General features: G+C 38.2%; 32 protein-coding genes and 2 tRNA genes. 9 read left to right on the top strand and 25 right to left on the bottom strand.

What is annotated here, in order from left to right; all coding sequences use genetic code 11:
• Positions 1–26: 26 nt before the first annotated feature.
• Complete coding sequence (locus ACVRWY_RS03315) at positions 27–1,571, bottom strand: ABC-F family ATP-binding cassette domain-containing protein (RefSeq protein WP_354369916.1); 1,545 nt, start codon at positions 1,569–1,571, stop codon at positions 27–29.
• Positions 1,572–1,770: 199 nt separating this feature from the next.
• Here ACVRWY_RS03315 and ACVRWY_RS03320 point away from each other — a divergent pair, with 199 nt between their 5' ends.
• Positions 1,771–2,724, top strand: coding sequence for a DDE-type integrase/transposase/recombinase (locus ACVRWY_RS03320; protein WP_447455781.1), 954 nt, complete (start codon positions 1,771–1,773; stop codon positions 2,722–2,724).
• A gap of 120 nt (positions 2,725–2,844) precedes the next feature.
• Here ACVRWY_RS03320 and ACVRWY_RS03325 read toward each other — a convergent pair whose 3' ends face one another.
• The 11 genes from ACVRWY_RS03325 to ACVRWY_RS03375 form a co-directional block, all read right to left on the bottom strand.
• Entirely contained in the window at positions 2,845–2,976 is a 132-nt protein-coding gene (locus ACVRWY_RS03325; RefSeq protein WP_354368823.1) for a hypothetical protein, read from the bottom strand.
• 51 nt (positions 2,977–3,027) lie between these two features.
• Positions 3,028–3,186: a hypothetical protein gene (locus ACVRWY_RS03330; protein WP_354368825.1), complete on the bottom strand. Its 159-nt coding sequence runs from the start codon at positions 3,184–3,186 to the stop codon at positions 3,028–3,030.
• Positions 3,186–4,499: a minor capsid protein gene (locus tag ACVRWY_RS03335; RefSeq protein ID WP_354368827.1), complete on the bottom strand. Its 1,314-nt coding sequence runs from the start codon at positions 4,497–4,499 to the stop codon at positions 3,186–3,188. Before ACVRWY_RS03335 ends, ACVRWY_RS03330 begins: the two co-directional genes overlap by 1 nt.
• A complete protein-coding gene (locus tag ACVRWY_RS03340; protein ID WP_354368829.1) occupies positions 4,489–5,892 on the bottom strand; it encodes a phage portal protein in 1,404 nt (467 codons plus the stop codon). The genes ACVRWY_RS03335 and ACVRWY_RS03340 overlap by 11 nt, the downstream gene beginning before the upstream one ends.
• Positions 5,892–7,115, bottom strand: a complete 1,224-nt coding sequence (locus ACVRWY_RS03345) for a PBSX family phage terminase large subunit (protein WP_354368831.1) — start codon at positions 7,113–7,115, stop codon at positions 5,892–5,894. The genes ACVRWY_RS03340 and ACVRWY_RS03345 overlap by 1 nt, the downstream gene beginning before the upstream one ends.
• On the bottom strand, positions 7,102–7,584 hold the full coding sequence (locus tag ACVRWY_RS03350) for a terminase small subunit (RefSeq protein WP_354368833.1): 483 nt from the start codon (positions 7,582–7,584) through the stop codon (positions 7,102–7,104). The genes ACVRWY_RS03345 and ACVRWY_RS03350 overlap by 14 nt, the downstream gene beginning before the upstream one ends.
• A 96-nt stretch (positions 7,585–7,680) precedes the next feature.
• A tRNA-Ile gene (locus ACVRWY_RS03355) sits at positions 7,681–7,791 on the bottom strand.
• Positions 7,792–8,514: 723 nt separating this feature from the next.
• Positions 8,515–8,602 (bottom strand) — tRNA-Ser (locus ACVRWY_RS03360).
• A 97-nt stretch (positions 8,603–8,699) separates the two neighbouring features.
• Entirely contained in the window at positions 8,700–9,113 is a 414-nt protein-coding gene (locus ACVRWY_RS03365; protein WP_354368835.1) for a DUF1492 domain-containing protein, read from the bottom strand.
• 324 nt (positions 9,114–9,437) lie between these two features.
• A complete protein-coding gene (locus ACVRWY_RS03370) occupies positions 9,438–9,968 on the bottom strand; it encodes a hypothetical protein (protein ID WP_354368837.1) in 531 nt (176 codons plus the stop codon).
• Entirely contained in the window at positions 9,949–10,095 is a 147-nt protein-coding gene (locus tag ACVRWY_RS03375; RefSeq protein WP_354368839.1) for a hypothetical protein, read from the bottom strand. Before ACVRWY_RS03375 ends, ACVRWY_RS03370 begins: the two co-directional genes overlap by 20 nt.
• A gap of 457 nt (positions 10,096–10,552) precedes the next feature.
• Here ACVRWY_RS03375 and mazE point away from each other — a divergent pair, with 457 nt between their 5' ends.
• On the top strand, positions 10,553–10,768 hold the full coding sequence (gene mazE, locus ACVRWY_RS03380) for a type II toxin-antitoxin system PemI/MazE family antitoxin (protein WP_354368841.1): 216 nt from the start codon (positions 10,553–10,555) through the stop codon (positions 10,766–10,768).
• Complete coding sequence (locus ACVRWY_RS03385) at positions 10,758–11,102, top strand: type II toxin-antitoxin system PemK/MazF family toxin (protein ID WP_222367733.1); 345 nt, start codon at positions 10,758–10,760, stop codon at positions 11,100–11,102. Before mazE ends, ACVRWY_RS03385 begins: the two co-directional genes overlap by 11 nt.
• 21 nt (positions 11,103–11,123) lie before the next feature.
• Here ACVRWY_RS03385 and ACVRWY_RS03390 read toward each other — a convergent pair whose 3' ends face one another.
• From ACVRWY_RS03390 to ACVRWY_RS03405, 4 genes are all read right to left on the bottom strand, one after another.
• Positions 11,124–11,528 carry a YopX family phage-derived protein gene (locus ACVRWY_RS03390; protein WP_354368844.1) on the bottom strand — a complete coding sequence of 135 codons (405 nt, stop codon included), beginning with the start codon at positions 11,526–11,528 and terminating at the stop codon, positions 11,124–11,126.
• Positions 11,529–11,666: 138 nt separating this feature from the next.
• Complete coding sequence (locus ACVRWY_RS03395) at positions 11,667–12,002, bottom strand: hypothetical protein (protein WP_354368846.1); 336 nt, start codon at positions 12,000–12,002, stop codon at positions 11,667–11,669.
• Between the two features lie 198 nt (positions 12,003–12,200).
• The gene (locus ACVRWY_RS03400) at positions 12,201–12,497 is read right to left on the bottom strand and encodes a DUF1642 domain-containing protein (protein ID WP_354368893.1); all 297 of its coding nucleotides are present in this window, start codon (positions 12,495–12,497) and stop codon (positions 12,201–12,203) included.
• Complete coding sequence (locus ACVRWY_RS03405) at positions 12,494–12,670, bottom strand: helix-turn-helix domain-containing protein (protein ID WP_354368848.1); 177 nt, start codon at positions 12,668–12,670, stop codon at positions 12,494–12,496. Before ACVRWY_RS03405 ends, ACVRWY_RS03400 begins: the two co-directional genes overlap by 4 nt.
• Positions 12,671–12,834: 164 nt before the next feature.
• On the opposite strand from ACVRWY_RS03405, the gene ACVRWY_RS03410 reads away from it, so the two are divergent.
• On the top strand, positions 12,835–13,053 hold the full coding sequence (locus tag ACVRWY_RS03410; protein ID WP_354368850.1) for a hypothetical protein: 219 nt from the start codon (positions 12,835–12,837) through the stop codon (positions 13,051–13,053).
• Positions 13,054–13,174: 121 nt separating this feature from the next.
• Here the strand turns inward: ACVRWY_RS03410 and ACVRWY_RS03415 are convergent, their stop codons facing one another.
• Positions 13,175–13,885, bottom strand: coding sequence for an antA/AntB antirepressor family protein (locus tag ACVRWY_RS03415; RefSeq protein WP_354368852.1), 711 nt, complete (start codon positions 13,883–13,885; stop codon positions 13,175–13,177).
• Between the two features lie 53 nt (positions 13,886–13,938).
• On the opposite strand from ACVRWY_RS03415, the gene ACVRWY_RS03420 reads away from it, so the two are divergent.
• The gene (locus ACVRWY_RS03420) at positions 13,939–14,625 is read left to right on the top strand and encodes a hypothetical protein (RefSeq protein ID WP_354368854.1); all 687 of its coding nucleotides are present in this window, start codon (positions 13,939–13,941) and stop codon (positions 14,623–14,625) included.
• Between the two features lie 11 nt (positions 14,626–14,636).
• Here ACVRWY_RS03420 and ACVRWY_RS03425 read toward each other — a convergent pair whose 3' ends face one another.
• Both ACVRWY_RS03425 and ACVRWY_RS03430 read right to left on the bottom strand, forming a co-directional pair.
• Positions 14,637–14,789, bottom strand: coding sequence for a hypothetical protein (locus ACVRWY_RS03425; protein WP_354368856.1), 153 nt, complete (start codon positions 14,787–14,789; stop codon positions 14,637–14,639).
• A 16-nt stretch (positions 14,790–14,805) separates the two neighbouring features.
• Positions 14,806–15,033, bottom strand: a complete 228-nt coding sequence (locus ACVRWY_RS03430; RefSeq protein ID WP_354368858.1) for a helix-turn-helix transcriptional regulator — start codon at positions 15,031–15,033, stop codon at positions 14,806–14,808.
• Positions 15,034–15,193: 160 nt separating this feature from the next.
• On the opposite strand from ACVRWY_RS03430, the gene ACVRWY_RS03435 reads away from it, so the two are divergent.
• The 4 genes from ACVRWY_RS03435 (at position 15,194) to ACVRWY_RS03450 (ending at position 18,479) form a co-directional block, all read left to right on the top strand.
• Entirely contained in the window at positions 15,194–15,574 is a 381-nt protein-coding gene (locus tag ACVRWY_RS03435; protein WP_354368860.1) for a helix-turn-helix domain-containing protein, read from the top strand.
• Between the two features lie 10 nt (positions 15,575–15,584).
• A complete protein-coding gene (locus ACVRWY_RS03440; protein WP_354368862.1) occupies positions 15,585–15,974 on the top strand; it encodes an ImmA/IrrE family metallo-endopeptidase in 390 nt (129 codons plus the stop codon).
• 455 nt (positions 15,975–16,429) lie between these two features.
• Positions 16,430–17,206: a DUF1828 domain-containing protein gene (locus ACVRWY_RS03445; protein ID WP_354368864.1), complete on the top strand. Its 777-nt coding sequence runs from the start codon at positions 16,430–16,432 to the stop codon at positions 17,204–17,206.
• Positions 17,207–17,327: 121 nt separating this feature from the next.
• Positions 17,328–18,479: a tyrosine-type recombinase/integrase gene (locus tag ACVRWY_RS03450; RefSeq protein ID WP_354368866.1), complete on the top strand. Its 1,152-nt coding sequence runs from the start codon at positions 17,328–17,330 to the stop codon at positions 18,477–18,479.
• Between the two features lie 142 nt (positions 18,480–18,621).
• Here the strand turns inward: ACVRWY_RS03450 and ACVRWY_RS03455 are convergent, their stop codons facing one another.
• The 6 genes from ACVRWY_RS03455 to ACVRWY_RS03480 all read right to left on the bottom strand — a co-directional run bounded on the left by ACVRWY_RS03455 (position 18,622) and on the right by ACVRWY_RS03480 (position 23,547).
• A complete protein-coding gene (locus tag ACVRWY_RS03455) occupies positions 18,622–19,821 on the bottom strand; it encodes a tyrosine-type recombinase/integrase (RefSeq protein WP_354368868.1) in 1,200 nt (399 codons plus the stop codon).
• 15 nt (positions 19,822–19,836) lie between these two features.
• A complete protein-coding gene (locus ACVRWY_RS03460) occupies positions 19,837–20,064 on the bottom strand; it encodes a DUF3173 family protein (protein WP_435533037.1) in 228 nt (75 codons plus the stop codon).
• 37 nt (positions 20,065–20,101) lie between these two features.
• Positions 20,102–21,493 (bottom strand): Rep family protein, encoded by a 1,392-nt coding sequence (locus ACVRWY_RS03465; RefSeq protein ID WP_354368872.1) that lies wholly within the window; start codon positions 21,491–21,493, stop codon positions 20,102–20,104.
• A gap of 393 nt (positions 21,494–21,886) precedes the next feature.
• Positions 21,887–22,609, bottom strand: coding sequence for a hypothetical protein (locus ACVRWY_RS03470; RefSeq protein ID WP_354368874.1), 723 nt, complete (start codon positions 22,607–22,609; stop codon positions 21,887–21,889).
• 2 nt (positions 22,610–22,611) lie between these two features.
• A complete protein-coding gene (locus ACVRWY_RS03475) occupies positions 22,612–23,163 on the bottom strand; it encodes a hypothetical protein (RefSeq protein WP_354368876.1) in 552 nt (183 codons plus the stop codon).
• Between the two features lie 18 nt (positions 23,164–23,181).
• A complete protein-coding gene (locus ACVRWY_RS03480) occupies positions 23,182–23,547 on the bottom strand; it encodes a hypothetical protein (protein WP_354368878.1) in 366 nt (121 codons plus the stop codon).
• Between the last annotated feature and the right edge of the window lie 36 nt (positions 23,548–23,583).

The following is a 23,583-nucleotide window of genomic DNA, read 5'->3' on the forward strand; positions in this document are numbered from 1 at the left end:
CAAAATAAATTCTTGCGGTTGTTGTTTTAGGTTAATTCATTAAAATCCCAAACATCATCTACCCAGCCTTGATAAAAATCTGGCTCATGGCAGACCATAAGGATAGAGCCTTTATAGGCTTTTAAAGCACGCTTTAATTCATCTTTTGCATCAACATCCAAATGATTGGTTGGCTCGTCTAATACCAAAACATTATTTTCGCGATTCATTAGTAAACAGAAACGAACTTTTGCCTGTTCCCCACCTGATAAAACCTGAATCTGACTTTCAATGTGTTTTGATGTTAAACCACATCTTGCTAGGGCTGCACGAACTTCAGCTTGATTTAAAGCAGGGAAAGCATCCCAAACGGCTTCAAGTGGTGTTTGACGGTTACCACCAGCTACTTCTTGCTCAAAATATCCCAACTCTAAATACTCACCTCGCTCAACTGAACCAGATAAGGGTGGGATGAGGCCTAATAAACTCTTTAGAAGTGTTGATTTTCCGATACCGTTGGCACCAACAATCGCAATCTTTTGGTTACGCTCAAATGTGAGATTGAGAGGCTTTCTGGTCAACACACGGTCATAGCCAATTTCTAAATCGGTTGCTTGGAAAATAAAACGGCTTGGTGTGCGTGCCATCTTAAAATCAAAAGATGGCTTAGGCTTTTCAGCTTGTAGCTCAATAATTTCCATTTTGTCCAACTTCTTCTGACGTGACATGGCCATATTACGTGTTGCCACACGTGCTTTGTTACGATTAACAAAATCTTGAAGGTCTGCAATTTCTTTTTGTTGGCGCTCATAAGCTGCTTCAAGTTGTGCTTTTTTCATAGCATGTACTTCTTGAAATTGATAATAATCTCCAGTATAACGTGTCAATAATTGATTTTCAACATGATATACAATATTAATCACATCGTTTAAAAATGGAATATCATGAGAGATTAGGACAAAGGCATTTTCATAATTTTGAAGGTAGCGTTTTAACCAGTCAATATGTTCGGCATCTAGATAGTTGGTTGGCTCATCTAATAACAAAATATCTGGCTTTTCTAAGAGAAGTTTAGCCAGTAGAACCTTAGTCCGCTGTCCTCCACTTAAAGCTGTGACGTCCTTATCCATCCCATAATCCATAACACCTAAAGCGCGTGCGACCTCATCGATCTTGGCATCTAGGGTATAAAAATCACGGCTTTCTAAGCGGTCTTGTAACTCACCAACCTCTTCCATAAGAGCATCCACATCAGCTTCCTCTTCTGCCATTGACATATAGATGTCATTGATGCGAGCTTCTGTTTTAAACAATTCATCAAAGGCTGTACGAAGAACATCTCTAACCGTTTGTCCCTCATTTAATACAGCATGTTGGTCCAAATAACCTGCTGTGACATACTTAGACCACTCCACCTTTCCTTCGTCTGGTTGCAATTGCCCTGTCACAATGCTCATAAAGGTAGATTTCCCTTCTCCATTTGCACCGACTAAGCCAATATGCTCTCCTTTCAACAAACGAAAAGAGACATCCTCAAAAATAGCACGGTCCCCAAAACCATGACTAAGATTTTTTACTTCTAAAATACTCATACGCACTCCATCATATCAATTTTACTAAAAGTCAATAACTTCACTATTATAGCATAAAAAAGAGAGATAGTAGATTAAAAATAGACTTATCATCAAATGACTTATGTAGCGTTACAATAGATGTGAGACTTCTAGAAGTCAAAAAGAAGATTCCCTGATATGATAAGAGTACCACCACTCACCAAAAAGGAATCTTCTCATGACTAGTATATCACAAAATCTTCGCTATTTACCACATACTCTAGAAACACGTTATCACGCTGTTAAAACCTACCAAAATGGTGCCTCTGTCGCCTTCATCTGTCGACGTTACAAAGTTTCAAAAGCCTCTCTCATGCGCTGGAACAAGCGTTTTGATGGAACTAAAGAATCATTGAAAAATCGATCCCATCGACCTCTAACACCTCATCCAAAGGCTCATACCCAGCAAGAGCTAACCTGGATTAAAAACTGCATCAAAAGAAATCCAAACGCAACCCTCATCGAAATTTTTTACAAACTCAAAACGAATAAGGGATATGATAGACACCCTTGCTCACTCTTTCGAATCTTGAGAAAGCTGGACTTCTTCAAATCCCCTAAAACAAAGAAAAAACCTTATGTCCCAAAACCATATGACACGCCGACTAAACTTGGTATCAAGTGGCAGATGGATGTCAAATACGTCCCAACTCACTGCTACACAGGAAAACTACCCGACAAGTTCTACCAGTATACCGTCATTGATGAGGCCAGCCGAGAACGCTTTATATTCCCTTTCAAAGAGCAGTCGTCCTACTCAACGGTTCAATTTCTCAAAATGGCTATCAAACACTTTGGATACAAACCAAAAATCATCCAAACGGATAATGGCTTCGAGTTCACTCATTTCAAAGAGACCAAACAAGTTCACCCACTAGACTTGCTGTGTCAGGAACTTGGCATTGAGCACAAGCTGATTCGTCCTCGAACACCCAGACATAATGGCAAGGTTGAACGCAGTCATCGAAATGACAATCGACGTTTCTACCAGCACTTGACCTTCTACTCCTATGACGATCTGATCAAGCAGATGAAAACCTATCTTTATCGTTCTAATCGACTCCCTATGCAGACTTTAGGCTGGAAATCTCCTATCGATATCAGAAAAGCTTTACTAGGAGCTAGCTCCTAGTAAAGCTTAACAAATGGATAACTTCAAAATAACATTTTTGGTCTCACATCATTGACAAAGGTACAAAATAGACTTATCATCAAATGACTTAGTATTTCTTCCGCATTCGTTTGTTCATCATTATTTTCCTTTCCATGTTTTCGATACTGCCTTTATTAATCCTACGATAAAGACTACCCAAATCGTCAAGATCAATGCAGCCAACGCTGACAAAAATAAAAAGCAGATAAACTGCCATAACATCTCTAACATTTATTCCTCCTGTTTTTGGGTAATAAAAAAGCACTTAGATTGCTCTAGGTGCTATTCTTCTACAATTTCAAATTCTTCAGATGGGTATAAATAATCTTCACCAGATTTATCGATTACTCGGTACCATCCTTGCTCAATTGAAATAATTTCATAAATTTTTCCATTATCCAAAGTATGAGATTCGGTTTTTCCAATGTACCTAGCTTTCATTATAACCACCTCTTGATTTTAAATTCAACTTTACCTACATTCTTCGCTTGATACCAATGGGCTTCTATTTTTCTACCATCAGACAAGATTGCATGACCTTTTACTTTTTGCCAATCTTTTGCTTTACCGCCATGCACTCTCACTAATCGGCGGATATCATCTATTTGTCTTCTGACATCTTTCCCGGCAATAACTTCAACATTTGTGATTGTACTACCTCGCTTAATTAAATAATCACCTCTAACAGGATAATCAGATTTAACATAGATATCTCTAGCCATAGCACTTAGTGAATGTGGGAGTTGGATATCTTTCATCTTAATTGTATCACTTCTTGGTTCAATATCAAGTAATTTACGGTTATCGTTCAGACCTTCACGGTCAACTGAATAATAAGCCCCTGTCGTACAGCGACAATTAGGGTGAAAAGGCGGTGCATTGTAACCAGGCGCCATCGCTGACACTTTATAATGAGTACCGTTCAAAGGAGCGCAGACACCACAAGCGCCACTTTCAGCGATAATCTCATACTCATCAAAGCCGTTAGCCTCATAGTTTAACCTCTGAGCCTCCGAATAGACTCTGGCAGTCTCAGTTACTGCCAACCGTCTAGCGTAGCTGTATGATACCTTAAATTCCCTCTCAAGCTGTTTTATCAATGGCGCTGTGCCATGACCACGTAAGACCGTGTCAGAAACAGCTTTTTTCACAACAGACCGTAGGGCATCTTGCCTTTTCCAGATGGTTTTATCCCATCTTGCGCCGTGAAAATTAGCATAGATGATAGCCTCAGCGTTTATATTAGGTGTCTTGTAGCTCGCTAGCGTGTCTTTCAATATCCCAGACGAATAAAGATGCTCACGTCTAACAGCTTCAAGTAGATGCCTTTGCGTATTCTCATGCTCACTCATAGCCAACTCGTATTGTAGCAGCTTAAGATTAGCTTGTAAGACTTCCAAACGGCTTGTTTTCATCTTGAGGTTATAAAGCCTCATCAAGTCATTCTCAGCCTTAGTAAAGTAAGACGCATCAACTATCTTACCGCTAGCACGTAAACGCTCAGCGCGTTCTACCAACTGTTTAGCTTTGAATCCTACCAACGTCACATCAATCTTATCAGCTTGTTTTTGAGCTTCTAACTTAGTGATGCCGTTCCTATCTGCATAGCGTTGCCAGAAACCATCGATTTCGTTCTGAATGTCTCTGATATGTTGCTGATAGACTGCTTTTAATTGCGCTTCAAATTCAGCATCTGAGCTAGCTCTAACAGCTTCCTCAAGCTTGTAGCGGTCACGCCAATAATCAATCGACATCTGCCATCACTTCCTTGCTTTCGTCCTCTGCTGGTTGGTTATAAATATCAGCAAAGCGCTGGTTGATTTCCATCTCTTTCTCAAGCAAGCTAGAGTGTTCAGCTTCTTTGTCCATCTTCTCAAGCTCTTGTTTTGGATTATCAACGATAGACAAGACAGATAATTTAGTTTCGTCTGATACCTGTCCAGATAATTGCGCTACCACTTGCGCTTCTTCTAAGATATTTCTTGGAACATTTCTAGTAAACTGATACTCTATATCCGTCCACGCATCGCTTGGAACGCTCGCCATCGGTACGTTAAAGACAACTTCATACAGACGATTTAAAGCAGATTGCATCTTTCTATCTTTGATCTTAGCTAAGTTATCCATAGCTTGTAATTTAAAGGCTAGTGCTGTTCCTGAAGCATTACCAAAGTCTTGCTCAGAGATGTTAGCAACCATAGCCACTTCAAAGATTGATTTTTTAAGCAAGGCAATCAGATTCTCTTGTGTTGTATCTGCGTTTGGTTTCTCAAGAAAGGCAACATCTGGTAACGCACCATCGTTACCATTCTTCCATAGGTTGAAGATGCGGTTTTCTCTAATCCGTGACGCCATCTCATCATCAAGCTCAACACCAACGATTTTCAAATAAGCATCTGCGAAATAGTCAACGTCATTAGCTTTTTCACTAACAGCTTTATTCAAAGCATTAATCAAGGTCTTAACGCCATCAAACAAACCTTGACGCTCATCGTTCTCAATCAATTCAACAACAGGTAAACGACCGTAGATGTGATTATCGCGCTCTCTAAATGTTACATCGCCACCAATTTCCACGCTGATATCAATGATTTCACTAGCTGTAATCACTTGACCATATCCAGTTGACTCACCTTCCTCAAAGCTGTACCTAACAGCGAACAATGGCTTTTCAGAAATGGTATTGTCATGCACGATCAGCATGTTAATAGGTGAATTGTATGTTGTTTTGGTTAATCCATCTTCATCTTGATAGATGTACAAAAACGAATGCCCAAAGATGCTCGCAATCTTTGCTAGTTCGAATTCTGTATCTTCCATATCATTTAATTTACGATAGTCAGTAATGAACTCATTAACTTGCTCGTTATCATGGCTAACCTTGATTGGAATACCGATATGATAGCCATTAAATGTATCAACAATGTATTTAGCGTAATTGATAACCAAACGATTATCAGGCTTCCAAGCATCTTTACTAGCCTGTCTCAAGACCTCGTGTTGCGAAAGATACATATCTTCATTCTCAATATAATCTGTCAGCAACTTCTCATGATGAATAGCAATAGCATCTGACACAACACGCTCATTGATTTCAGTTTCAGCTGTTGATAATAGCTTTCGCTTATTAAGCGATACTGTCCGCATCAGAATCCTCCTTTAAACGTCTTAATCTTAGAACCAACACCGACAAAATATGAGTAGATAGCGTATCTCAACGCATCTAACACATCATCAAATTCTTTCAATGGTTCATCTTTTGTGCTGTTTGGTTTCCATTTGTACTGATAGATTTCATCAAAAAAACGAGGGATAACGCCTCGTTTGATAAATAACTTTTCTTCTTTGAATTTCTTAGCGACAAGCTCAATACCTGCAATAACAGACTTATCAGCGTTGATAGTTTTAATACCTTCATTGTTAAATCTTGCGACATGCTCAGGTCTTGCGCTATCCGCAAAAAATGTGATATTGCCATACTTCAATTGAAACTCTTTAGCCCTATCAACCCACCAATCAATCTCTTTGTATTGCTCAGCTACACCGTCGACAAGATAGAGATTTTCGTTTCTATCCTCTCCGATAATAACGATAGAACCATAGTGGTCATACCCCCAGTCAACACCAGCAAAGTATCTGACCATAGACGGTAACTCATCAACTTCATGGATATTCTTATCATAATCTGAATAGATAGCACCTTCAGCAACAGTCCATTTCCCTAAAATATCTCTATCATAAAATTTGCCGTTGGGTGTTGCTGCTTTAATCGACGTGATATAGCGTTCAGACAGAAACGTGTTATCGTCTAACTGAAAGCTAAAATCTATAATCATATCATCGTCAGAGTCGATATAATCCGTTTTCAGCCAGTGATTTGGATTGTCAGGGTTACTATCCCAAACGATCCGCGCACCCTCTCCAGAGCAACGTGAGATGATTTCTTTGAACACTGTCTCATTGGCCAGTGATGCCTCGTTGACATAAGCGCCAAAAGCTGTAAAACCACGCGCCCTCTTCAATCCTGAGATAGAGCCAGTATAGACTTGGACGACTTTAACACCACGAAAGATGAAAGATCCGTGCTTGTCGTATTTAGGCTCAAACCCATACTTGTTATATAGCTCTTGTAAAACGTTATTTTGGATAGATGTTGACGATGTGCCAGCAAGGATATAGATGGGTTCATCAATACCCAATCTATCAGCTATATGCCTAGCACGATCAAGCTCGGTAACAAATGTATCGTTATTGACAACTGTTTTACCAGCACGCTTAGCACCATGAAGCCCACAGATAAACCAATCATGATTCCAGATGTACTTCAAGACTTGTATCTGTTTTGGCGTGTAGAGTTTAGTCAGATCCATCAGACACCGCCTCCTTGACCATATTCAGGAAGTTGGCAATCTTATCATCTTGACCTTCTTCACCACCAACCTGTGCCTTAAGCTTCTCAATTTCAAGTTTAAGTTTCTGCAATTCCAGTGCTGTCGGATAACGTTTCATCAATTCACTTCCAGCCTTGATGACCTCCGCAATAGATGGCTTCTTTTCATAAGTCACCAATTCGCCTGTGGCTGGATTGATTTCGGTGATTTCCTCTGTCAGTTCTTGCCTAAGGATTGATGTAAATACTTGCAACACTTCATCTTGTTTGGCGATTTTTTGATTTTCTAAAACAGCTAAACGGTCATCTATCGCCGATTTTATATAAGGTTTTTTAAGGTTTTCGAAACCGACCATCCCTGCAGTTTTTTCGCTGTACCCAGCTTTTACTGCTGCATCAGTCGCATTCCCTGAGATGATGTACTCATCAATAAATTTTTGTTGTTTCAAAGTTAACTTAGCAATTTTCCATCACCTCCAATCCAAAATAAAAAGCCACACGATTGTGTGACTAAATTTCCAACTTGAACTACCAATTCAAATGAACGACAAGAGAAGGATTCGAACCTCCATCCTCTTGGGTATCAGCCAAGCGTTCTGCACATGCGCTTCTTTTTGATGCGTCCACCAAATGCCCCCGCTTTGAACTACCTTGTCAAACTATTCCAATTCAAACGCTGAGATTACACGTTTAATCAGCTATCTTTTGCAACCTTATGATTTAGTTGCTTATCCACTGAAATTCCTTTCAGTAATAGCCATGCACGGTTGGTTAGACCAACCACTCCTTACGTCACAAATTACTAAGCTGTTTTTCAATTAACGAAAACCCCGCTAAAGGTCTAAGCTGCTTTACTCTTCAACTTCACTCTCATCCTTGCGAGATTTGAGTGGGTAGCCTAGCTACCGAAGTACACTTTCATTTGTGACGGGTGATGTCTTTCGCTTTAAAACAATAGATTTTCATTCCAAACATAATAGCTCTATGTATTGTTGGTGTATCATAGACGTGCATCGCCATGCGTTTCGTTCCCTTTTGAGGAACAAAATGCGCAACGCCTATTATTACCTTCCAGTTAGCAACCTTCCGGCTCATTATTTATTCATGGGTTTTCACCCCACAAACAAATAACATGGTGTCCGCCCTTGGCGCGACCCTCAAACTGATACACCTTCTTCGTTCTCCGTGTTCGTCTCAAGCACTATTGACATAGCCCATCACCGATTGGCTCTTGGAAAGACTCTTTAACTTCACACGTCGTCACCTATCAGATGACACAAGAACTCGATTGCTTAGATTGACCATTGCTGGCACTAAGATTGATATGCCGTGATCTTAGTTTTCCTGCGTCACCACAGATTATCTAGGCTAAGCCCTAAAGGAGAGTATGGGATTCGAACCCATGCGTCGAATATTCGACCTAGCAAGGTAGCAACCTGCCCTCTTCAGCCTCTTGAGTAACTCTCCTTAACAGGCAAGGCTTACTGCTTTACCCTTAATTTTCGATAATACTATACTACACTATCCCTTAGTGACTTTTCGTGTTAATTAGTGCCTTTTTGTGTTAATCAGTGTTAATTAGTACCTCAAATTCTTTTAAGGCGTCCCTTCTTAATTTAAAGTATCTATTTCGTCCGATTTTTAAACGATCTCTGATTGTCCATTCATCAAAGCGATTAATATAAATCATCCTTAGTAAGATACGGTGTTCGTGGTTAGGAAGTTGATTGATCAGCAAAGATATTTCTGTTTTGCGTTCAGTCGCACGACGACTTTCAGTTGCCAACTCTTTATCCAAATCCATAATTTCAGAGTAGGTATCGTCAACTTGTTTCTTTATACCACCGCTAGTTTTCATATCGCTCATCTTAGGGCTTGAGAGCAAAGAAGACTTTAATTGCGCACGCTCTTCTGCCAAACTCTCGATATATGGTAGTAGTGTTCTTAGTTCATCTAAAACATCTTCCGCTCTCCTCATCTTGTCTCCTTTATGTTATAATAGATACGGAATACGAACATAAGGGAGCGGAGACGCTCTTTTTTTGTGTGCTTTTTATTAAGATCAAAATTTTAACGCCTTCCTGAGCGGTCGCCACCAATCTCACAGCGCAGGAGACTGATATCCTTTCGTTAGTGGGTGCGTCTTCCACTTTATTTTTTATAATTAGTCTGGCCAGACTAGACCTAACAGACGAATCGAACGTCTGCGCGGACCATCTTAGGTGAATAAAAATTTTAAAACCGCAATAACTATTTTAAGACCAACCATCTCACTCTCCTCTCCCTTTCAAATACTCTGGCATCATGACCTCCTTGTCGAAAACGTAATAGATACCTCTGCTTGATAAATGAAATCGTTGTCACATTCATAGCAATGAGTTGTATGTTTTTCTTCATCCATGAACGAATAACTTTCATCTACATCAAATGGTTCGTATCGAGTGCCACACCAAGGGCAAACGATATCATCCTCGCATTCTGTTTCCACTACTTCACCAGAAAGGATATCATTCGTAAGTTTTTTCTCGTTCTCTTCATTCATGCAAGAAAAACAATATTTTGAGAGAAACCACGTTCTGTCCTTGCCACATTTAATACACGTTTCCTTTGTCATCAGCTCCCACGTCCTTTCAAATACTAAGGTGTACCGTCCGTCATGCTCTGATTTGGACGTCACCACACCAGTACCAACAGCACCAGCGCTATCAACTTGATAGACAATCTCAATCGGTCGTGCTTCTAATTCCTTGACCTTTAACGCTAAACTCAGCGATACGAGAGACAGGACAAGGATAGTCAGATACAGCACCGTTTCATAGTAGCGTGTCTTCATAATTCACCTTATCTTCTCTCTTTCTACACCTCACACACTCTAAACAGATGACGTCTCCCTTTTCATCACGATAAGGCTCAAACTCATGATGATGAAAACCAAACAGTGTTTTAATCGCTCGATGCATTTTTTACCTCCTCGAATATGTTATTAAAATCTTTTTCTGTCATAGTCCACGTATGCAGATTTTCTAGATTATCGTACACAATCAAATATTCATTCGTATAGACCAGCATTGCCTTAGCGACAACTTTAACGTGATTGTCGTTTTTATCTTTGTAGGTTTTCCCAATCATAAATCCTCCAACGCTACCCATCTAAATTGCGGGTATTTTTTAGCTTCTTCTTGGGTGCAGAGGGATACCAAAGTTTTAACAACTTCTGTGCTATTTGTCTTCGAAATATCAAAATAGTAATCACCTTTACTCCAAACCCTTTCTACACAAACATACTTAAACAACCTCGGCTCTGGCACATCGACCAGTAGCACGCCAAGTTTTTCTTTTGTTATTAGTTACCTCTTTCTATTTGATTTCCTCTTTTATTTCGTATATACTTGGTATATACAAACAGGAGGACATATCATGAATACAGTTAAAACACGTAAGGTTGGTAACTCGCTTGCCATCACCATTCCAAAAGAATTGAACGTCGCTGAGGGCAAGGAGTTCATTGTCTACAAGGGCATTGATGATGTCATCGTGTTAGCACCAAAAATCCCAAATCCATTTGATAACATGGAACCGTTCATCATGGACAACGACTTTGAAGGGGTGATCTTGCTTGACAATGAAGGATAAGTATATACCTCAGAAACAAGACATCATCTGGATTGACTTTGACCCCTCGCTTGGAAAGGAAATCCAGAAACGCAGACCAGCCCTTGTCGTCTCCAGTCACAAGTACAGCCAGATGACAGGATTTGTCGCTGTCTGCCCTATCACTCACGGAGCAAAAGCTTTGGAAAGCCGTGGCTTATCTGTCCCTATCCTTTCTGACAAGGTAGATGGAGCAGTCAACCCGATGCAACTCTACACCTTTGATTTCAGGGCACGAAACGCCAGCAAAATTACCCAACTAGACACTTGGACCTTTCAAAAAGTCGTCCAACTCTACAATTACATTTTCGACTAGAGCCAAACGGCTCTTTTTTCGTTAGTTATTGGTTGCCTCCAACAATTCTGGATTTTCATATATGTTGCCGATGACTTCTAGCGTGTAATCGACACAACTTAATATAGACATGGCAACAAAAGGCACAAACACTTCCTCAATTATCATACCTAATGCACCTTCTTGTAATATGACCATGCTAATTCCTGAGCCATACTCATCAACCAACTTAACCACATCCCCCTCAAAAATCTCCTTGCCGTTGACATCGAACAGCCCTGTGGATTGCATGAGGATAGCTTGATTTAAACCTAATTCGTAACCAGCTAAATATTCTCCAGTTTCGTTATCATAAACAGGCACCGTTATAGTCTCGTCAATAAAATCAATTGACCCAACCTCGCCCAAAATCTTATTTTTATAAGCGACTCTAAACTTCGGTATCATTTCCCAACCTCCTAAACCTTTGTTTTATAACTTTCAAATTCTTACTAAAACACTGTGGACATTCGGAATACCCCAACATCAAATCATATGTGTCGTATTTAAAACGACAATTATTACATTCGGTCGTACTGAGAATACTCATTTACTCAACCTCTCTATTTCTCTCTGCGTTTGGCTTTGTTCCTGAATTAGACGTCTAAGTGTTTCCTCTTTCTTCGCTTGAATGATTAAAGGCAAGCTATTAAGTTCATCAACCTCTTCTCGTAACTTTTCTGACCTTCTTTTAACTCTATTAAAACTCTCGCTCCAATCATATTCATCCCAACCGAATATCCGTCTCATCTCATTTTTATATTTTCGTTGTTGATCATCAAGATTTTTTATAGCTATAGCATAAACTAAGATGAGGGCTAGGTTTAGCACAGCACCGACGATTCCTAAAATGACAATTCCATACATTAAGTAGTTCTCCATCACTCCACCTCCACAGCCTCAGCTATCCTCTTCCAGTATTCCGCTAAATTCAAACAGTAATTTTTGAAACCAGAATTAACTTCGTGAGGATATAAAAAGTCACTTGTAGTTCGGCTACCACAAATCTTACATTGTTTAAACAATCGAGTAACACGAACGAAATCTTTGCAAGAAAGACATATATGCACTTCTACCATACTACTCCACCTCCACAGGCTTAGCAAACCCTGCATCCCACGCCCACTCAAAATCCTGTTTGATTTCGGATTCGGTGAGTTGGTACTCGTTATGTTTTTTCCAATCAACAGGAAAGACATCCATTTGGTTGATAAAAACCGTACTGTCATCAAATTTTTCCAAAACAGAAAGACTACAAATTTTCGGATTCGGTATCTCCACCACATACAACTGCTCCTTCTCGACCTCGTAGCCATAAAGATAGGTTTCAGCTAATTGCCTGCTAGAGCCGTGGCTACTAGCTTGGGAGGTGATTATCTAAATTCGTCTAGGCTGATGTCGAGTGCATCAGCGATTTTTTTCATTTTGTTGAAAGAAATATCTTTCTTTCCAATGTTCATAATTGTGTTATAGCTAATTCCTGTTTTTTCAGCTAGTTCTTTTTTGGTCATCCCTTTGTCAATAAGAAGTTTACTTAATATTTTTTTCATATCGTATTGAAAAATCAATATATTGTGTTTGTTATTTGAGCATGCACAATATATTGTGTTTAGTTACCCTTTCTGATATAATATATACATGACAAATCGATTGAATAAGACCTCTTAACTCCTTATGAAAATCGTTAGTCAAATAAGTTAGAAAGGAGAATATTATGGATAAATTAAGTCCAAGACCTGAAAAGCGTAGCGCAAACTATACTTGGAAAGACTTAGATATCTATCTTCAAGGCACATTCTCAAGTATTCGTGATAACAACGTAGCTATTATTTATCCAGAAAACTATGCAATTCCATACGATGAGCTGTTATCAGAGCTAAAATCTGCTGGTTACTCTGTTACTGAGTCTGGCTCGATTTTGGAAATTCGATAATTATATTCCGCTCGATGTTGCCATATCAAGCTTTCTAACAACTTGATTTTGCTTTCCAACTCAGCAATCTCTTCATGAGGTTGCTTTTTCTTTTGTCCGCTATACGGATAATGTTTTGGTCTCATGCGCTTACCTCTCCGATAAATTTATTGATAAAATACTGCTGACCTTTGCCAGTAACCTTGACTGTCTTACTGATTGAGATATGTCCATCTGCGTGTGTGATTGTCGTTTCCTTAATTTCAAACAGTTTCATCTCCATAGCACGTTGCGTTGGCATATTCCATGAATTACCCTTACGCTTGATAAGATAGCCATTATCACGCAACCAAGCAAACAGACGATTAGCACCAATCTTGTAGCCATTCTGACTAATCAGTTTAGCAAGATCACCAACCAAGATAGACGTCTGACTAGCACTCACAGCATTGGCAAACAGCACCTTTGGCTTATCCGCCTCAATTTGAGCTTCTAGCTTATGCACCTTCTTATCTGCCAAAAGCAAAGCGCGAGCCATAATCTTCTCAGGACTGTTGAAGTCCTTTTCAACTTGGATGAAGTACTGACGGACTTGTTTACCTTTATCAGTACGCTGGATCATAGCAATTTCTTTAGCCATGTCTAGTTTGATAATGTGGTCAACAGCTTGGCGACCTCCCGTACTTTTTCCCAAATTTGGGAGAAAGTCCTGACCTTCGACAAATCCATACTCGGTCATTCTTTCAAACCAAGTTGTATATCGTGACTGAACCCCCAAAGCCTCATGTAGTTGTCTTCCTGACACCACAGGCTCATGATTATCATTCAAGTTAATTTTTATAATTCCGTTCATGTTGTTCCTTTCTGTTTGGTATAATAGTTTTAAATATTGATTGGAGGAATAATATGCCTGATTTTTCAAAATGGGAAACTTCTGATTTAATCGCTTTTGTCACCGTCATTATATTAGGCGTTTCCTTAATTTCACCAATGATTGTAGCTTATGTTCAAAGACGTACAGAATTGAAATCTAAAATGTTAGATATATATAAAGAAAGTTACAGTAAACGATATAATAGAGAATATTATATATTCCAAGACTATATTGAAAAAAGCGGTATTATCATTGCTAAATTGGACTCTTCTCAAAAATTGTCAGATAAAGAAATTCAAGATTTCGAAGCATCTTCACTAAAGTGCTTAGTATTTTTATCTGAATCAGAGCGTTCTGATTTCGATGTGTTCAGAATAAATGTCAAAAAAGCATTAGGTATTGAAGATCCTAGGGAAAAGAAGACATTTATGCATCCTGATTATTTTAAAGAGTTAAACAAAACGCTCATAGGCGTAACGCAACTAACCAAACGAACAATAATTGTCAGTCCGATTTACTCATCGTTCAACACCTGTATCAATATAGCTGCGCAACGATTGGCCACCATACAGGAAGAAGAGCAATCGCAACTACATTCAATACAAGTAACACTACTGGAGCTCCTTCATCAAAAATTAGTAATGATATTGCAAAAGTTAACATCTCTATATAAGTCAATAAAATCAAAAGTACGCAAGTTATCCCAATCCAAGTCATGATAGTTCCTCCTCTATTTCTTGGTTTTTAATTCCACCTCTATTTCATTGAGCCGTTGAATCGCCTGTTCCAGTTCGTCGGCTTTTTTCTTTACAGTGTCTGCTTCACGAAGTTTTTCGACTCCTACGAATTCAACATTAAGAACTTTCACTTTTCCCAACTTCATTTCCCCTCCTCCTTTCTTATGATGGTAGTTTCAGAAATTCCGAAATATCATCTAAAAAAATATCGTCAACAGAAACATCCAATGCTAACGCTAGCTTTTTTATGGTTTCATAACTTGCTCGTCTGAGGCTAGCAATATCATTCTCGTAGTTTTGGATTGTTCTTGTCGTAACGCTCGTTTCTTTCGACAACTGTTCTTGGGTTAACCCGCGAAAGCGCCTTAAAGTTTTTAAACTATTCGCCATTTATTGCTCCTTTCTTGATTGTAATTCCATTACACACTTCGGTTTTCCGAAGTCAAGTATTTTATTTCATTTTTTTAGAAATTTTTTTCCGTTTTAGATTGTTTTGTTTCGGATAAAGTGATATTATATAGTAAAGAAAATATGAAAGGTATTTCGCTAAATGGAAACAGACAGAAACTATTTCGCTTCCAATCTAAAATTCCTTAGACAGAAAAATAAGATGGAACAAATTGATTTGGCGATTAGATTAGGTAGAAAAAGCTCATCGTCCATAAGTGAATGGGAAAGGGGGAAATATACTCCTAAAGCAGGAGTGTTAAATGATATCGCTAAAATTTTCGGTGTATCATTGTCCGACTTGATGGGTTCAGATTTATCTAATCCGATAAAAAATAAAGAGTACACCATCGACAACCAAGTCTTCAAGGTTGAAGAGATGGCAAATAACGTCATGATGTTTGGTGGTAGGGAATTAACCGATGAAAAGAAAAAAATCATCCAGTCCATCATTGAGGGATATCTTAAAGAGGCTGGAGATTAGAGGTGGCAAATTGACAGAAAAAGATATTATTAGCCAATTTGGTATTAAGATTCATGAGTTCGACGGTAACCTAATGCCTGATGAACTCGGTTTTTATGACCCTGTTACTAAAGTAGCCTTTCTGTCAGACCAGCTAGCCAAGAAAGAAAGAATCAAGGTGCTACTACACGAACTCGGTCATCAAGAACATTCTACATCAGAATATCAAAACGCTCGTATTCGCTGCGAAAATGAAGCAGATAGAAATATGATCCACCACCTCGTCAAAGATGCCATCGCAAAACTAGACGATGTCAAAGACTTTAACTACCTAAACTTCATGGAATACTACGAACTTACCACCACTACTGCTGAAGTTATGGTCATTGAAGAATATAATGGTTTAGTAAGTGGGTGGTAAGATAGATGGCATGAGGAAAATTAAAATTACGTGCAAATGCTGATCCACGTTAAAAGCTGAAATAAAGCTTATTTAAGTAAGACGAGAACATTTATGAAAGAATTACTCTTAACAGATGAAGAAGCACGGTATCTTAAAGTTATTGAAAGACGTAGAAAAACAGCATAGTCACCAATTGACAAACAAAAGCTCTGGAGAGATTCATATTGTTGGGAAAGAGAAACAAAGATTTATCTTAAATTATTTTTATAGTGCTAATAACAAAGTTTTCCATTGCAGATGAATACACCCATTATAAAGCTTGGCCACTACCTTATGAAACAATTTCAAATACAGATGATTTTTTTCAGATGCTGACAAACCTTCTTGAGTATACAAATACACAGCAAAACGGAAAAATAAGTATCAACATTCAGGAAGATTTGTTATAATCTTGATATAGAAAGGGGTTTGTCATGAATGCAATCGATGTTAAAAACGAATATTTATCTTTTGTTAAAGAAAATGCAGTATTTAATAACATCACTGATAACCACACAGAAGTGATAACTCCTTTTGTGGATCCGCTCGGCGAAGCTATTGGTTTTAGTGTTAAATCAGATGGAAAGTTATTAACAATAACAGATGATGGTTACACTATTTGGAACCTCTCTGTAAATGGAATCGATGTTACAAAAAAAGGGAGACGAAAAGATTTATTACAATCACTTCTGAATTATAACGGTTTTGAATTAGTTGAAAACTCTATCCAAAAAGTAACTACTAAAAGTCAATTAGGTCAATCTATTCATGATATGACACAACTGTTAATAAACGTCTATGACTTTATTCAACTCCACCCCAATAACATAAAATCTCAATTTTTAGATGATGTTAAACATTACTTTATGGAAAATAACAAATATACCGTTTTTCCTTCCTTTTCTATATCGGGTAGATCACGATTAGAACACCGTTTTAATTTTGTCTTTATGAGTCACGGTATTTCCAAAATTGCTAGAGTACATAACAATATTACAAAGCAACAAGTTGACACGATTTTAGCCAGCTGGTTAGATACATCTGAGTTTAGAAAACGTGAATATGGCGATAAAGAACAATTATACATTATCGTTAGTGATGAAGGTTTTAAAAATATCAAAGATGAACATTTGGCAGCATTACAGGAATATAATATAAACGTCCTTAATTTTGCTGATAAGAAGCAACTTGAATTAAAGTTAGGTGCATAACAAAAAAATCCCCACACTCTCCGCCGGCAAGCTTGAATGTGGGGTGATTGGTGAATAAAGAACAGGCATTAAAAAGCCCTTTTCTTTATACCCATTTTAACACAGAAATGAGGTAAAAACAATGTGGAAAGAAAAATTACCAGACGGTAAATTCAAATATTTCGAACGCTACAAAGACCCCTACACAGAGAAATGGCGCAGAGTATCAGTCACTCTTGAAAGCGGCTCAAATCGTGCTAGCAAAGAAGCTCAAAAACTCTTAGAGGAAAAAATAGCTGACAAACTACAATCCCTAACCAGTTCAGACATGCTCTTTACATCTGTATTGGATGATTGGTGGGCATTGCACAAAAAATCCATCAAAGCCTCTACTGAAAAGACAATGGTCTATGCTGTCAACGAGGTTAAAAATGACTTTGCCCCTGGTATCAAAATCAAAAACATCACCCCAAAATATGCGCAGCAATACTTTACCACATCTACTGCTAACCACATCAAACTAAGAAAACACAAGTCAGTCCTGAGCATGGTGTTTAACTACGCCCTGGACATGGAACTCATCACATCAAATCCCATGGAGCGGGTACGTTTACCTAAAAAAATAATCACTTATGAAGAAATGGAAAATATTTCAAATAAATACCTAGAACAAGATGAACTCCCAAGACTGCTAGAAGCCATGAAACAATACAATCGTGGCTATCATGTTGCAAGAATGGCAGAGTTTATGGCTCTAAATGGTTGTCGTGTCGGTGAAGCTGGTGCTATCAGATTTGAAAACTACGACAAAAACAACCGTACCATCACCATCAACGGCACACTCGATCCAACTAAAAAAGGATCAGAAGGTGTAAAAACCACACCAAAGACAGCCGCATCTATCAGAACTGTAGATTTAACAAACAAAGAAATTGAAATCATCGAAGAGTTCATCCAGTTACACGAACTCCGAAAAAACACCAACCCCAATTACAAAGATATGGGATTTATATTCGTATCAGACAACGGCATCCCCATAGGAAAGTCTTCAATTGGCAAGCTGATGAAAAATGCTAATGAGACCTTAAAAAAACCGATTCAAAAACCACTCCACCCTCATATTTTACGTCACACACTCATTAGCACACTAGCTGAGCATAATATCCCCTTAAAAGCAATTACCCAACGTGTAGGGCACAAGGATAACGGAAAAACAACCATGGAGATATACACCCACGTGACTAAAAACATTAAGTCACAAGTTGTAACTGTCCTAGATAATCTTTATCAATAGTTTGCCCCTTTTTTGCCCCTTTTCAGACAAAAAGAAAAACCGCTACTCCGAAGAATAGCGGTTTAATCATGTTTTTAGGCTACTTGAGTAGTAACTCTATTATTTAAGAGTAATATGAGCATAGTGCTCACAAACCTTGCTATTATGCGTTTTTCTTTCCTGTTTCTACCCGTGGGGGTGTTTGTAGGGGTGTCAAATTTACCCCTTCCTTTTGCAATAAGTCGGTAATTTCATTGCCTACCGTTTGCTGATTGGCATTATAGAAATGTGAATAGGTATTTAGAGTGGTCGCCTTATCAACTCGTCCAGAGCGTTGTGAAACTGATAGAACATCTTTTTTAAGGACATTTATCATAAACGAATCATGACTGTGCCTTAATCCCTTACCTGTAATTTCAGGAACTCCAGCCAATTTGGCGTGTCGCTTTAACATTCTTGTCAGGGTGGATTTTACCATAGGTTCTCCAAATTTTGACAGAATATAATCATCATCAGCATTTGAGACTTGGACTGCTCGCCAGCGCTCAAGAACTTTGATTGTTTCATCATCTAAATCAACGAACCGTACACCAGCTTCCGTTTTGGTCTGTTCCTTACGCTTATAAATGCCACCTTTGAGTGCTTCTAAGGTTGAATGGACAAAAAGCCGTTTATTATCCTTATCAAAATCTGACCATATCAAAGCAAAACCCTCGCTGACACGCACACCAGTCATATAATATAACCAAGTTGTGGTGTAACGGTGCAAGTCCTCGTAATCAGTCAAATCAAAAGTAGATAGGACTATTTTGAACTCGTCAAAAGTCCAAAATTTTGTATCAGGTCGCTTACCTTTTGGATTATCCAAAGCCTTGCAAGGAAAATTCTTGATATATTCCATACGCTCGGCATAGCCTAAACATTGCTTAAGTCTTATCCAAACGCACTTTGCATAGTTTGGAGAATAATCAGCAATCAATTTCAATCGAAATCTTTCACAATCTCGAGGTCTAATATCACGCAGTTTCATCTTTCCAAAAATTTCAATGAAAAGCTGAAAATGAGTAATGGCTGTTCGATATGTAGAATCCTGAACCGTCTGCTTATAGTATGGAAGAAAAATATCTTCCATATACTGGGCAAAAGTCAAATTATAATCCGAGTAATCGAACTTATCATAAAATTCAACCCTAGCTCGACAAAGCTCGTCATAGGCTTCTTTTTCACTTTTAAAAGGTTTCCCCCACATATTGCGGTATCTTTTGAAGCGTTGCCTTTTTCCAGTAGCAGAAGCCTTAAACTCCGTTTGACAGTAAATCCGTCCCTTACTATCCCTAAATACACCTTTATATTTTTTAGACATTGTTTTCAAATCCTCCTAGTGTGAAATTTGAAAACCCAGTAACTCCTCTACAATACTAGTAGGAGCTAAGTCTAATCGCCTATTATCAAAAGGTGATTTACTTAATTTTACTATATTACTTGAAGAATTGCTAGCTTCTTCAAATCGTGTAACTGCAATCAGCTTTGCTTCCTTAATAATCTGCTTTGATGCTGTTTTTGAAAATCCAAGATCAGTCAATTTTTTATGATTGATAGTTTCCATCAAAACCTCTTTCCATGATATAATAGAGGTACAGAAGTTACTTTTCTTCTGTACTATGTTCAGCCTCGTCAGCGTCGCTCGCCAAAGTGTCTGACGGGGTTTTTAGTTTATAGTCCCAATTTTCCCATTGGTTGTTTAGTCCTATTTTGGCTAGTAATAACTCAAAAAGATAAGACTTGTTAGCCAATCTAGCATTTGCGGAAAAGTCATAAGATAGGTAAACATCTATATCAGTTTTAGGAATTTTTCTCCTACGCTGATAGACTTTTGTAGGGCTTGATTCAAAATATACTAGATTTTCCCTCTCACTCTCCAAACTAATAAGAAAGTCAAACCGTCTTATATACTGGGATAAATCTTCTCTATCATTCCCCTTGGTATGATAGAAAAATTCTAAAGGGTGCTTGGTGCTAGTGATGATGATAACCTTAGCTGACCCTATTCTGTTCTGATAGCGTGCAGAAATTGGACTAATACTATATGGGTCAAGAATTTTCAGCCAGTCAGAAGCTGTCAGACTATCTCCCCTGACATCATCAAGGAGTAAGATTTCTTCTCCATTGACTTCATCAAAAATATTCGTTCCAGCCGTTAAAACTGATTGCCATTTTTGACCGTTAACGCTCGCTAGTTGTTCAAGCAGAGAGACTAATTCCTTGGCTAGTCTAGTTTTGCCAAGCCCTGATTTACCATAAACAAAGAGAATAGTTTTTTTGAATAAGCCATTTTCTAAATCTTGTTTAGTCCGTGTTCCCTTGATTTCGCCACTGGCTCTAAAGGCTTCATTTATCCTTGTCTTATGAACGACATAAAGCAAGTGATAAGAGGGATTTAATAAGAGTTCTTGCTTTGTGATACGCTCATTCAGAATATCGTCAAGCAGTAAATCAATATCCTCTTGTGTTTTTTGAACTTCCTTTTTAGCTCGTCCTTGTAACCAAGATTTTTGCCGTTCCTGATAAACCTCTTGATAATCTTTCCCAAGAAGTGTGATAACTTCATCAGGATTGTACTGATGTTTATCACTATCTTTAGCATGAATGAGATAAGCCAGTAAATTATCATAACCGTAACGACCTGATTTAGCTTTCTCAAGGTATTGAGGTTCAATACCGATATGAGCTCCTAATTCTGGTAGAGTTGCCCCTTTAGAGAATTTTAACAAGGTGTGAATATGTGGCTCAACTGGTTTAGTCAGTGTTGATTGAGTTTCAATATCGAAAAGCTCTGTAAAGTCCTTATCATGCTTTATCGCATAGGCTTCTGATACTGTCGCAACTTGATTAGCTCGTTCAATGATTTCAGCTAGTATTTTTTTAATATCTTCTGATTCTATGGTTTCTTTATCCCAACCATTTTTCCAGTAGTCAATATCGAACTGTTGAGTTACTAGAATAGAACCTAAGACAGTTTCTTTTTTCTTGCTCATTGGAATAGTTAAACTCCTTTGTTTTAATTATTCTTTTAACTATTCTGTGGTTAAACCGTTGACAAGCCCAGTTTAACCACGCGTTAGGAATAGTTAGAATTAGATTTAATAAATGTTTTCTTGGGGCTTCGCCCCAAACCCCAGCCTCTCCTGCCCGATGAAACCTAAAATATCCAAAATACGCTTGTCCACTGGACAAGGGACGGGGTAGTATTTTTCTTCGTTTCTCTCCCGCCTTAACGGCTCCGCTTCACTACGAAAAATCTCCACCCCTCAAGCCCTTGCAAGTCTCCATTTTCCTGCTAATCGAATCATGCCGACACTACACCGATGAAAAAACACCTAGATAGGTTACTGTCGTCAAAACTAGTGTAGCAGAAAAACCGCTCCCACTCACTCATAGCGAGAAAATAACTCTTGAATGCGCTGACTCAATCGTTCTTCATCTTTTACAGGAATTGTGCGAAACAATTTTACTGGCTCGCCCTCAAGCTGAAAATAACCATAACCTCTAGGTTTGACAATAACTTCATCTTTCTCCATGTCAGGAAATAAAAGTTGTCGGTTATTAGTCGCTAGCAGAAAACTTGTTGATAATGAGATAATACAGTTGAAATTGTAGCGACCAGGCAAATCAGACATCAGGAAACGTTGACTGGATAGTATAATTCTCAAACCTAAGCTTCTTCCCATGCTGTTTATCATCAACATTTTTGATAAGACATCTTTGTGTTTTTTCTTGTCTATCTGCTCAAGGTAAGCTAGAAAGGCTTGCCACTCATCAAAGATTAAGTAGACATTATGACTATTCGTTTCTGACTTGTTTAGCCTTGCTTCAAATCTTTTATAAACTGTTTCAAAAAGTCCAAGACATTCAAAACCTCTAGCGATATGATTACCAGTCATTGAAAACATCTCATCATCAGCTTTAAAATCCATAAAATAGGCTTCAGCAGTAACATCATAAAATGATACTAAACCCAATAATCTGCGTAAAAAGGTTGATTTTCCTGAGCCTGACGGTCCTGAAATTATCCAAGCAAAATATCGGTTAATATCAATATTAATAGGGGCAGGGTGCCCCCTGTTATTGGTTTCAAATACATTTTTTATCATACTTAAAAATCTTCCTCTTCAGTATGATTTTGAAGTAGCATTTCATCGCTTGACACCAAACGAACTTTGATTGCCAGGAAAGGTTCACGCTTAGAGCGACTGACCACACAATCCGTTAAACTATTAGACAGGAATTTAATTTCTTGTCTAACCTTAGTTTCAAAATCGGCAAGTGATTCATCAGAGATATCTTTTTCAAGATGAATGAAATATACTCCCTGATTGAAATCTGGAAACTCCACCCCTTGAGTAAACTGCAAAGTGGAAACAGGCAATTCTGTCACTCCTTGTTCAGTTAATCTATGGTAAACAGTTATAAATAAAGGATTTGTAGGAGCTTGTTTTCTTTGCTTGTAGCTTTCCCACGTAGTAGAGAAGATTTCTCCCTCAGTAAAAATAATTAGTAATGCTAAGATTGCTCCGAAAATTGGGACAATCCAAATTAAGAATCTGATGAATAAAACAAGTAAAATTAAAACTAGTAGAACAGATAAAACCTGATGATACCATTTGAGAGAAAGAAACTGATTAAAAAAATTTTTTATTATTTTCATAATAAATACCCCCTAAGGTTAAAGAGAGATAACTAAATCTAAGCCCACAGGCTGTTTGAAACGATTTAGTTTGAAAACGAGTTCCGCTGATGAAAGATCAATCGTTTGCCCGACAAAGTTATCTAATGACTGACCACTATATCCTTTAATTTTTACTCGAAAAGAAGGTGTCAGTTCTTCTCTATTGATTCTGGAAAACAGCTCAAACTCATCAGGGTCACAACAGTTGAAGCTAGCATAAGAGATTGCTGGCTTATCATCTGTCGCTTCGATAACGCCTGTTGAGTAGGATTGTACTAGACCTTCTTGAGGACGGTCTGAATCTATTTTTTTATTTAGTTTCTCTAAAAACTCTTGTGGAGTATTATTATTGGTAAAAGGCATAAAGCCTCCTTTCTAGGCCAATGAATCCCCGTCTAG

The sequence above is a fragment of the Streptococcus porcorum genome, assembly GCF_053203725.1.

Excerpts from the sequence above, each read along its gene's own strand:
- ACVRWY_RS03415 (WP_354368852.1), bottom strand. The coding sequence starts at position 13,885 with ATGAACGGAATTATAAAAATTAACTTGAATGATAATCATGAGCCTGTG.
- ACVRWY_RS03385 (WP_222367733.1), top strand. The coding sequence starts at position 10,758 with ATGAAGGATAAGTATATACCTCAGAAACAAGACATCATCTGGATTGAC.
- ACVRWY_RS03470 (WP_354368874.1), bottom strand. The coding sequence starts at position 22,609 with ATGATAAAAAATGTATTTGAAACCAATAACAGGGGGCACCCTGCCCCT.
- ACVRWY_RS03320 (WP_447455781.1), top strand. The coding sequence starts at position 1,771 with ATGACTAGTATATCACAAAATCTTCGCTATTTACCACATACTCTAGAA.
- ACVRWY_RS03455 (WP_354368868.1), bottom strand. The coding sequence starts at position 19,821 with ATGTCTAAAAAATATAAAGGTGTATTTAGGGATAGTAAGGGACGGATT.
- ACVRWY_RS03445 (WP_354368864.1), top strand. The coding sequence starts at position 16,430 with ATGAATGCAATCGATGTTAAAAACGAATATTTATCTTTTGTTAAAGAA.
- ACVRWY_RS03410 (WP_354368850.1), top strand. The coding sequence starts at position 12,835 with ATGGATAAATTAAGTCCAAGACCTGAAAAGCGTAGCGCAAACTATACT.
- ACVRWY_RS03390 (WP_354368844.1), bottom strand. The coding sequence starts at position 11,528 with ATGATACCGAAGTTTAGAGTCGCTTATAAAAATAAGATTTTGGGCGAG.
- ACVRWY_RS03330 (WP_354368825.1), bottom strand. The coding sequence starts at position 3,186 with ATGAAAGCTAGGTACATTGGAAAAACCGAATCTCATACTTTGGATAAT.
- ACVRWY_RS03430 (WP_354368858.1), bottom strand. The coding sequence starts at position 15,033 with ATGGCGAATAGTTTAAAAACTTTAAGGCGCTTTCGCGGGTTAACCCAA.
- ACVRWY_RS03365 (WP_354368835.1), bottom strand. The coding sequence starts at position 9,113 with ATGAGGAGAGCGGAAGATGTTTTAGATGAACTAAGAACACTACTACCA.
- ACVRWY_RS03420 (WP_354368854.1), top strand. The coding sequence starts at position 13,939 with ATGCCTGATTTTTCAAAATGGGAAACTTCTGATTTAATCGCTTTTGTC.
- ACVRWY_RS03340 (WP_354368829.1), bottom strand. The coding sequence starts at position 5,892 with ATGCGGACAGTATCGCTTAATAAGCGAAAGCTATTATCAACAGCTGAA.
- ACVRWY_RS03480 (WP_354368878.1), bottom strand. The coding sequence starts at position 23,547 with ATGCCTTTTACCAATAATAATACTCCACAAGAGTTTTTAGAGAAACTA.
- ACVRWY_RS03465 (WP_354368872.1), bottom strand. The coding sequence starts at position 21,493 with ATGAGCAAGAAAAAAGAAACTGTCTTAGGTTCTATTCTAGTAACTCAA.
- ACVRWY_RS03315 (WP_354369916.1), bottom strand. The coding sequence starts at position 1,571 with ATGAGTATTTTAGAAGTAAAAAATCTTAGTCATGGTTTTGGGGACCGT.
- ACVRWY_RS03375 (WP_354368839.1), bottom strand. The coding sequence starts at position 10,095 with ATGCATCGAGCGATTAAAACACTGTTTGGTTTTCATCATCATGAGTTT.
- ACVRWY_RS03370 (WP_354368837.1), bottom strand. The coding sequence starts at position 9,968 with ATGAAGACACGCTACTATGAAACGGTGCTGTATCTGACTATCCTTGTC.
- ACVRWY_RS03435 (WP_354368860.1), top strand. The coding sequence starts at position 15,194 with ATGGAAACAGACAGAAACTATTTCGCTTCCAATCTAAAATTCCTTAGA.
- ACVRWY_RS03335 (WP_354368827.1), bottom strand. The coding sequence starts at position 4,499 with ATGTCGATTGATTATTGGCGTGACCGCTACAAGCTTGAGGAAGCTGTT.
- ACVRWY_RS03425 (WP_354368856.1), bottom strand. The coding sequence starts at position 14,789 with ATGAAGTTGGGAAAAGTGAAAGTTCTTAATGTTGAATTCGTAGGAGTC.
- ACVRWY_RS03460 (WP_435533037.1), bottom strand. The coding sequence starts at position 20,064 with ATGGAAACTATCAATCATAAAAAATTGACTGATCTTGGATTTTCAAAA.
- ACVRWY_RS03395 (WP_354368846.1), bottom strand. The coding sequence starts at position 12,002 with ATGGAGAACTACTTAATGTATGGAATTGTCATTTTAGGAATCGTCGGT.
- ACVRWY_RS03345 (WP_354368831.1), bottom strand. The coding sequence starts at position 7,115 with ATGGATCTGACTAAACTCTACACGCCAAAACAGATACAAGTCTTGAAG.
- ACVRWY_RS03450 (WP_354368866.1), top strand. The coding sequence starts at position 17,328 with ATGTGGAAAGAAAAATTACCAGACGGTAAATTCAAATATTTCGAACGC.
- mazE (WP_354368841.1), top strand. The coding sequence starts at position 10,553 with ATGAATACAGTTAAAACACGTAAGGTTGGTAACTCGCTTGCCATCACC.
- ACVRWY_RS03405 (WP_354368848.1), bottom strand. The coding sequence starts at position 12,670 with ATGAAAAAAATATTAAGTAAACTTCTTATTGACAAAGGGATGACCAAA.
- ACVRWY_RS03475 (WP_354368876.1), bottom strand. The coding sequence starts at position 23,163 with ATGAAAATAATAAAAAATTTTTTTAATCAGTTTCTTTCTCTCAAATGG.
- ACVRWY_RS03325 (WP_354368823.1), bottom strand. The coding sequence starts at position 2,976 with ATGTTAGAGATGTTATGGCAGTTTATCTGCTTTTTATTTTTGTCAGCG.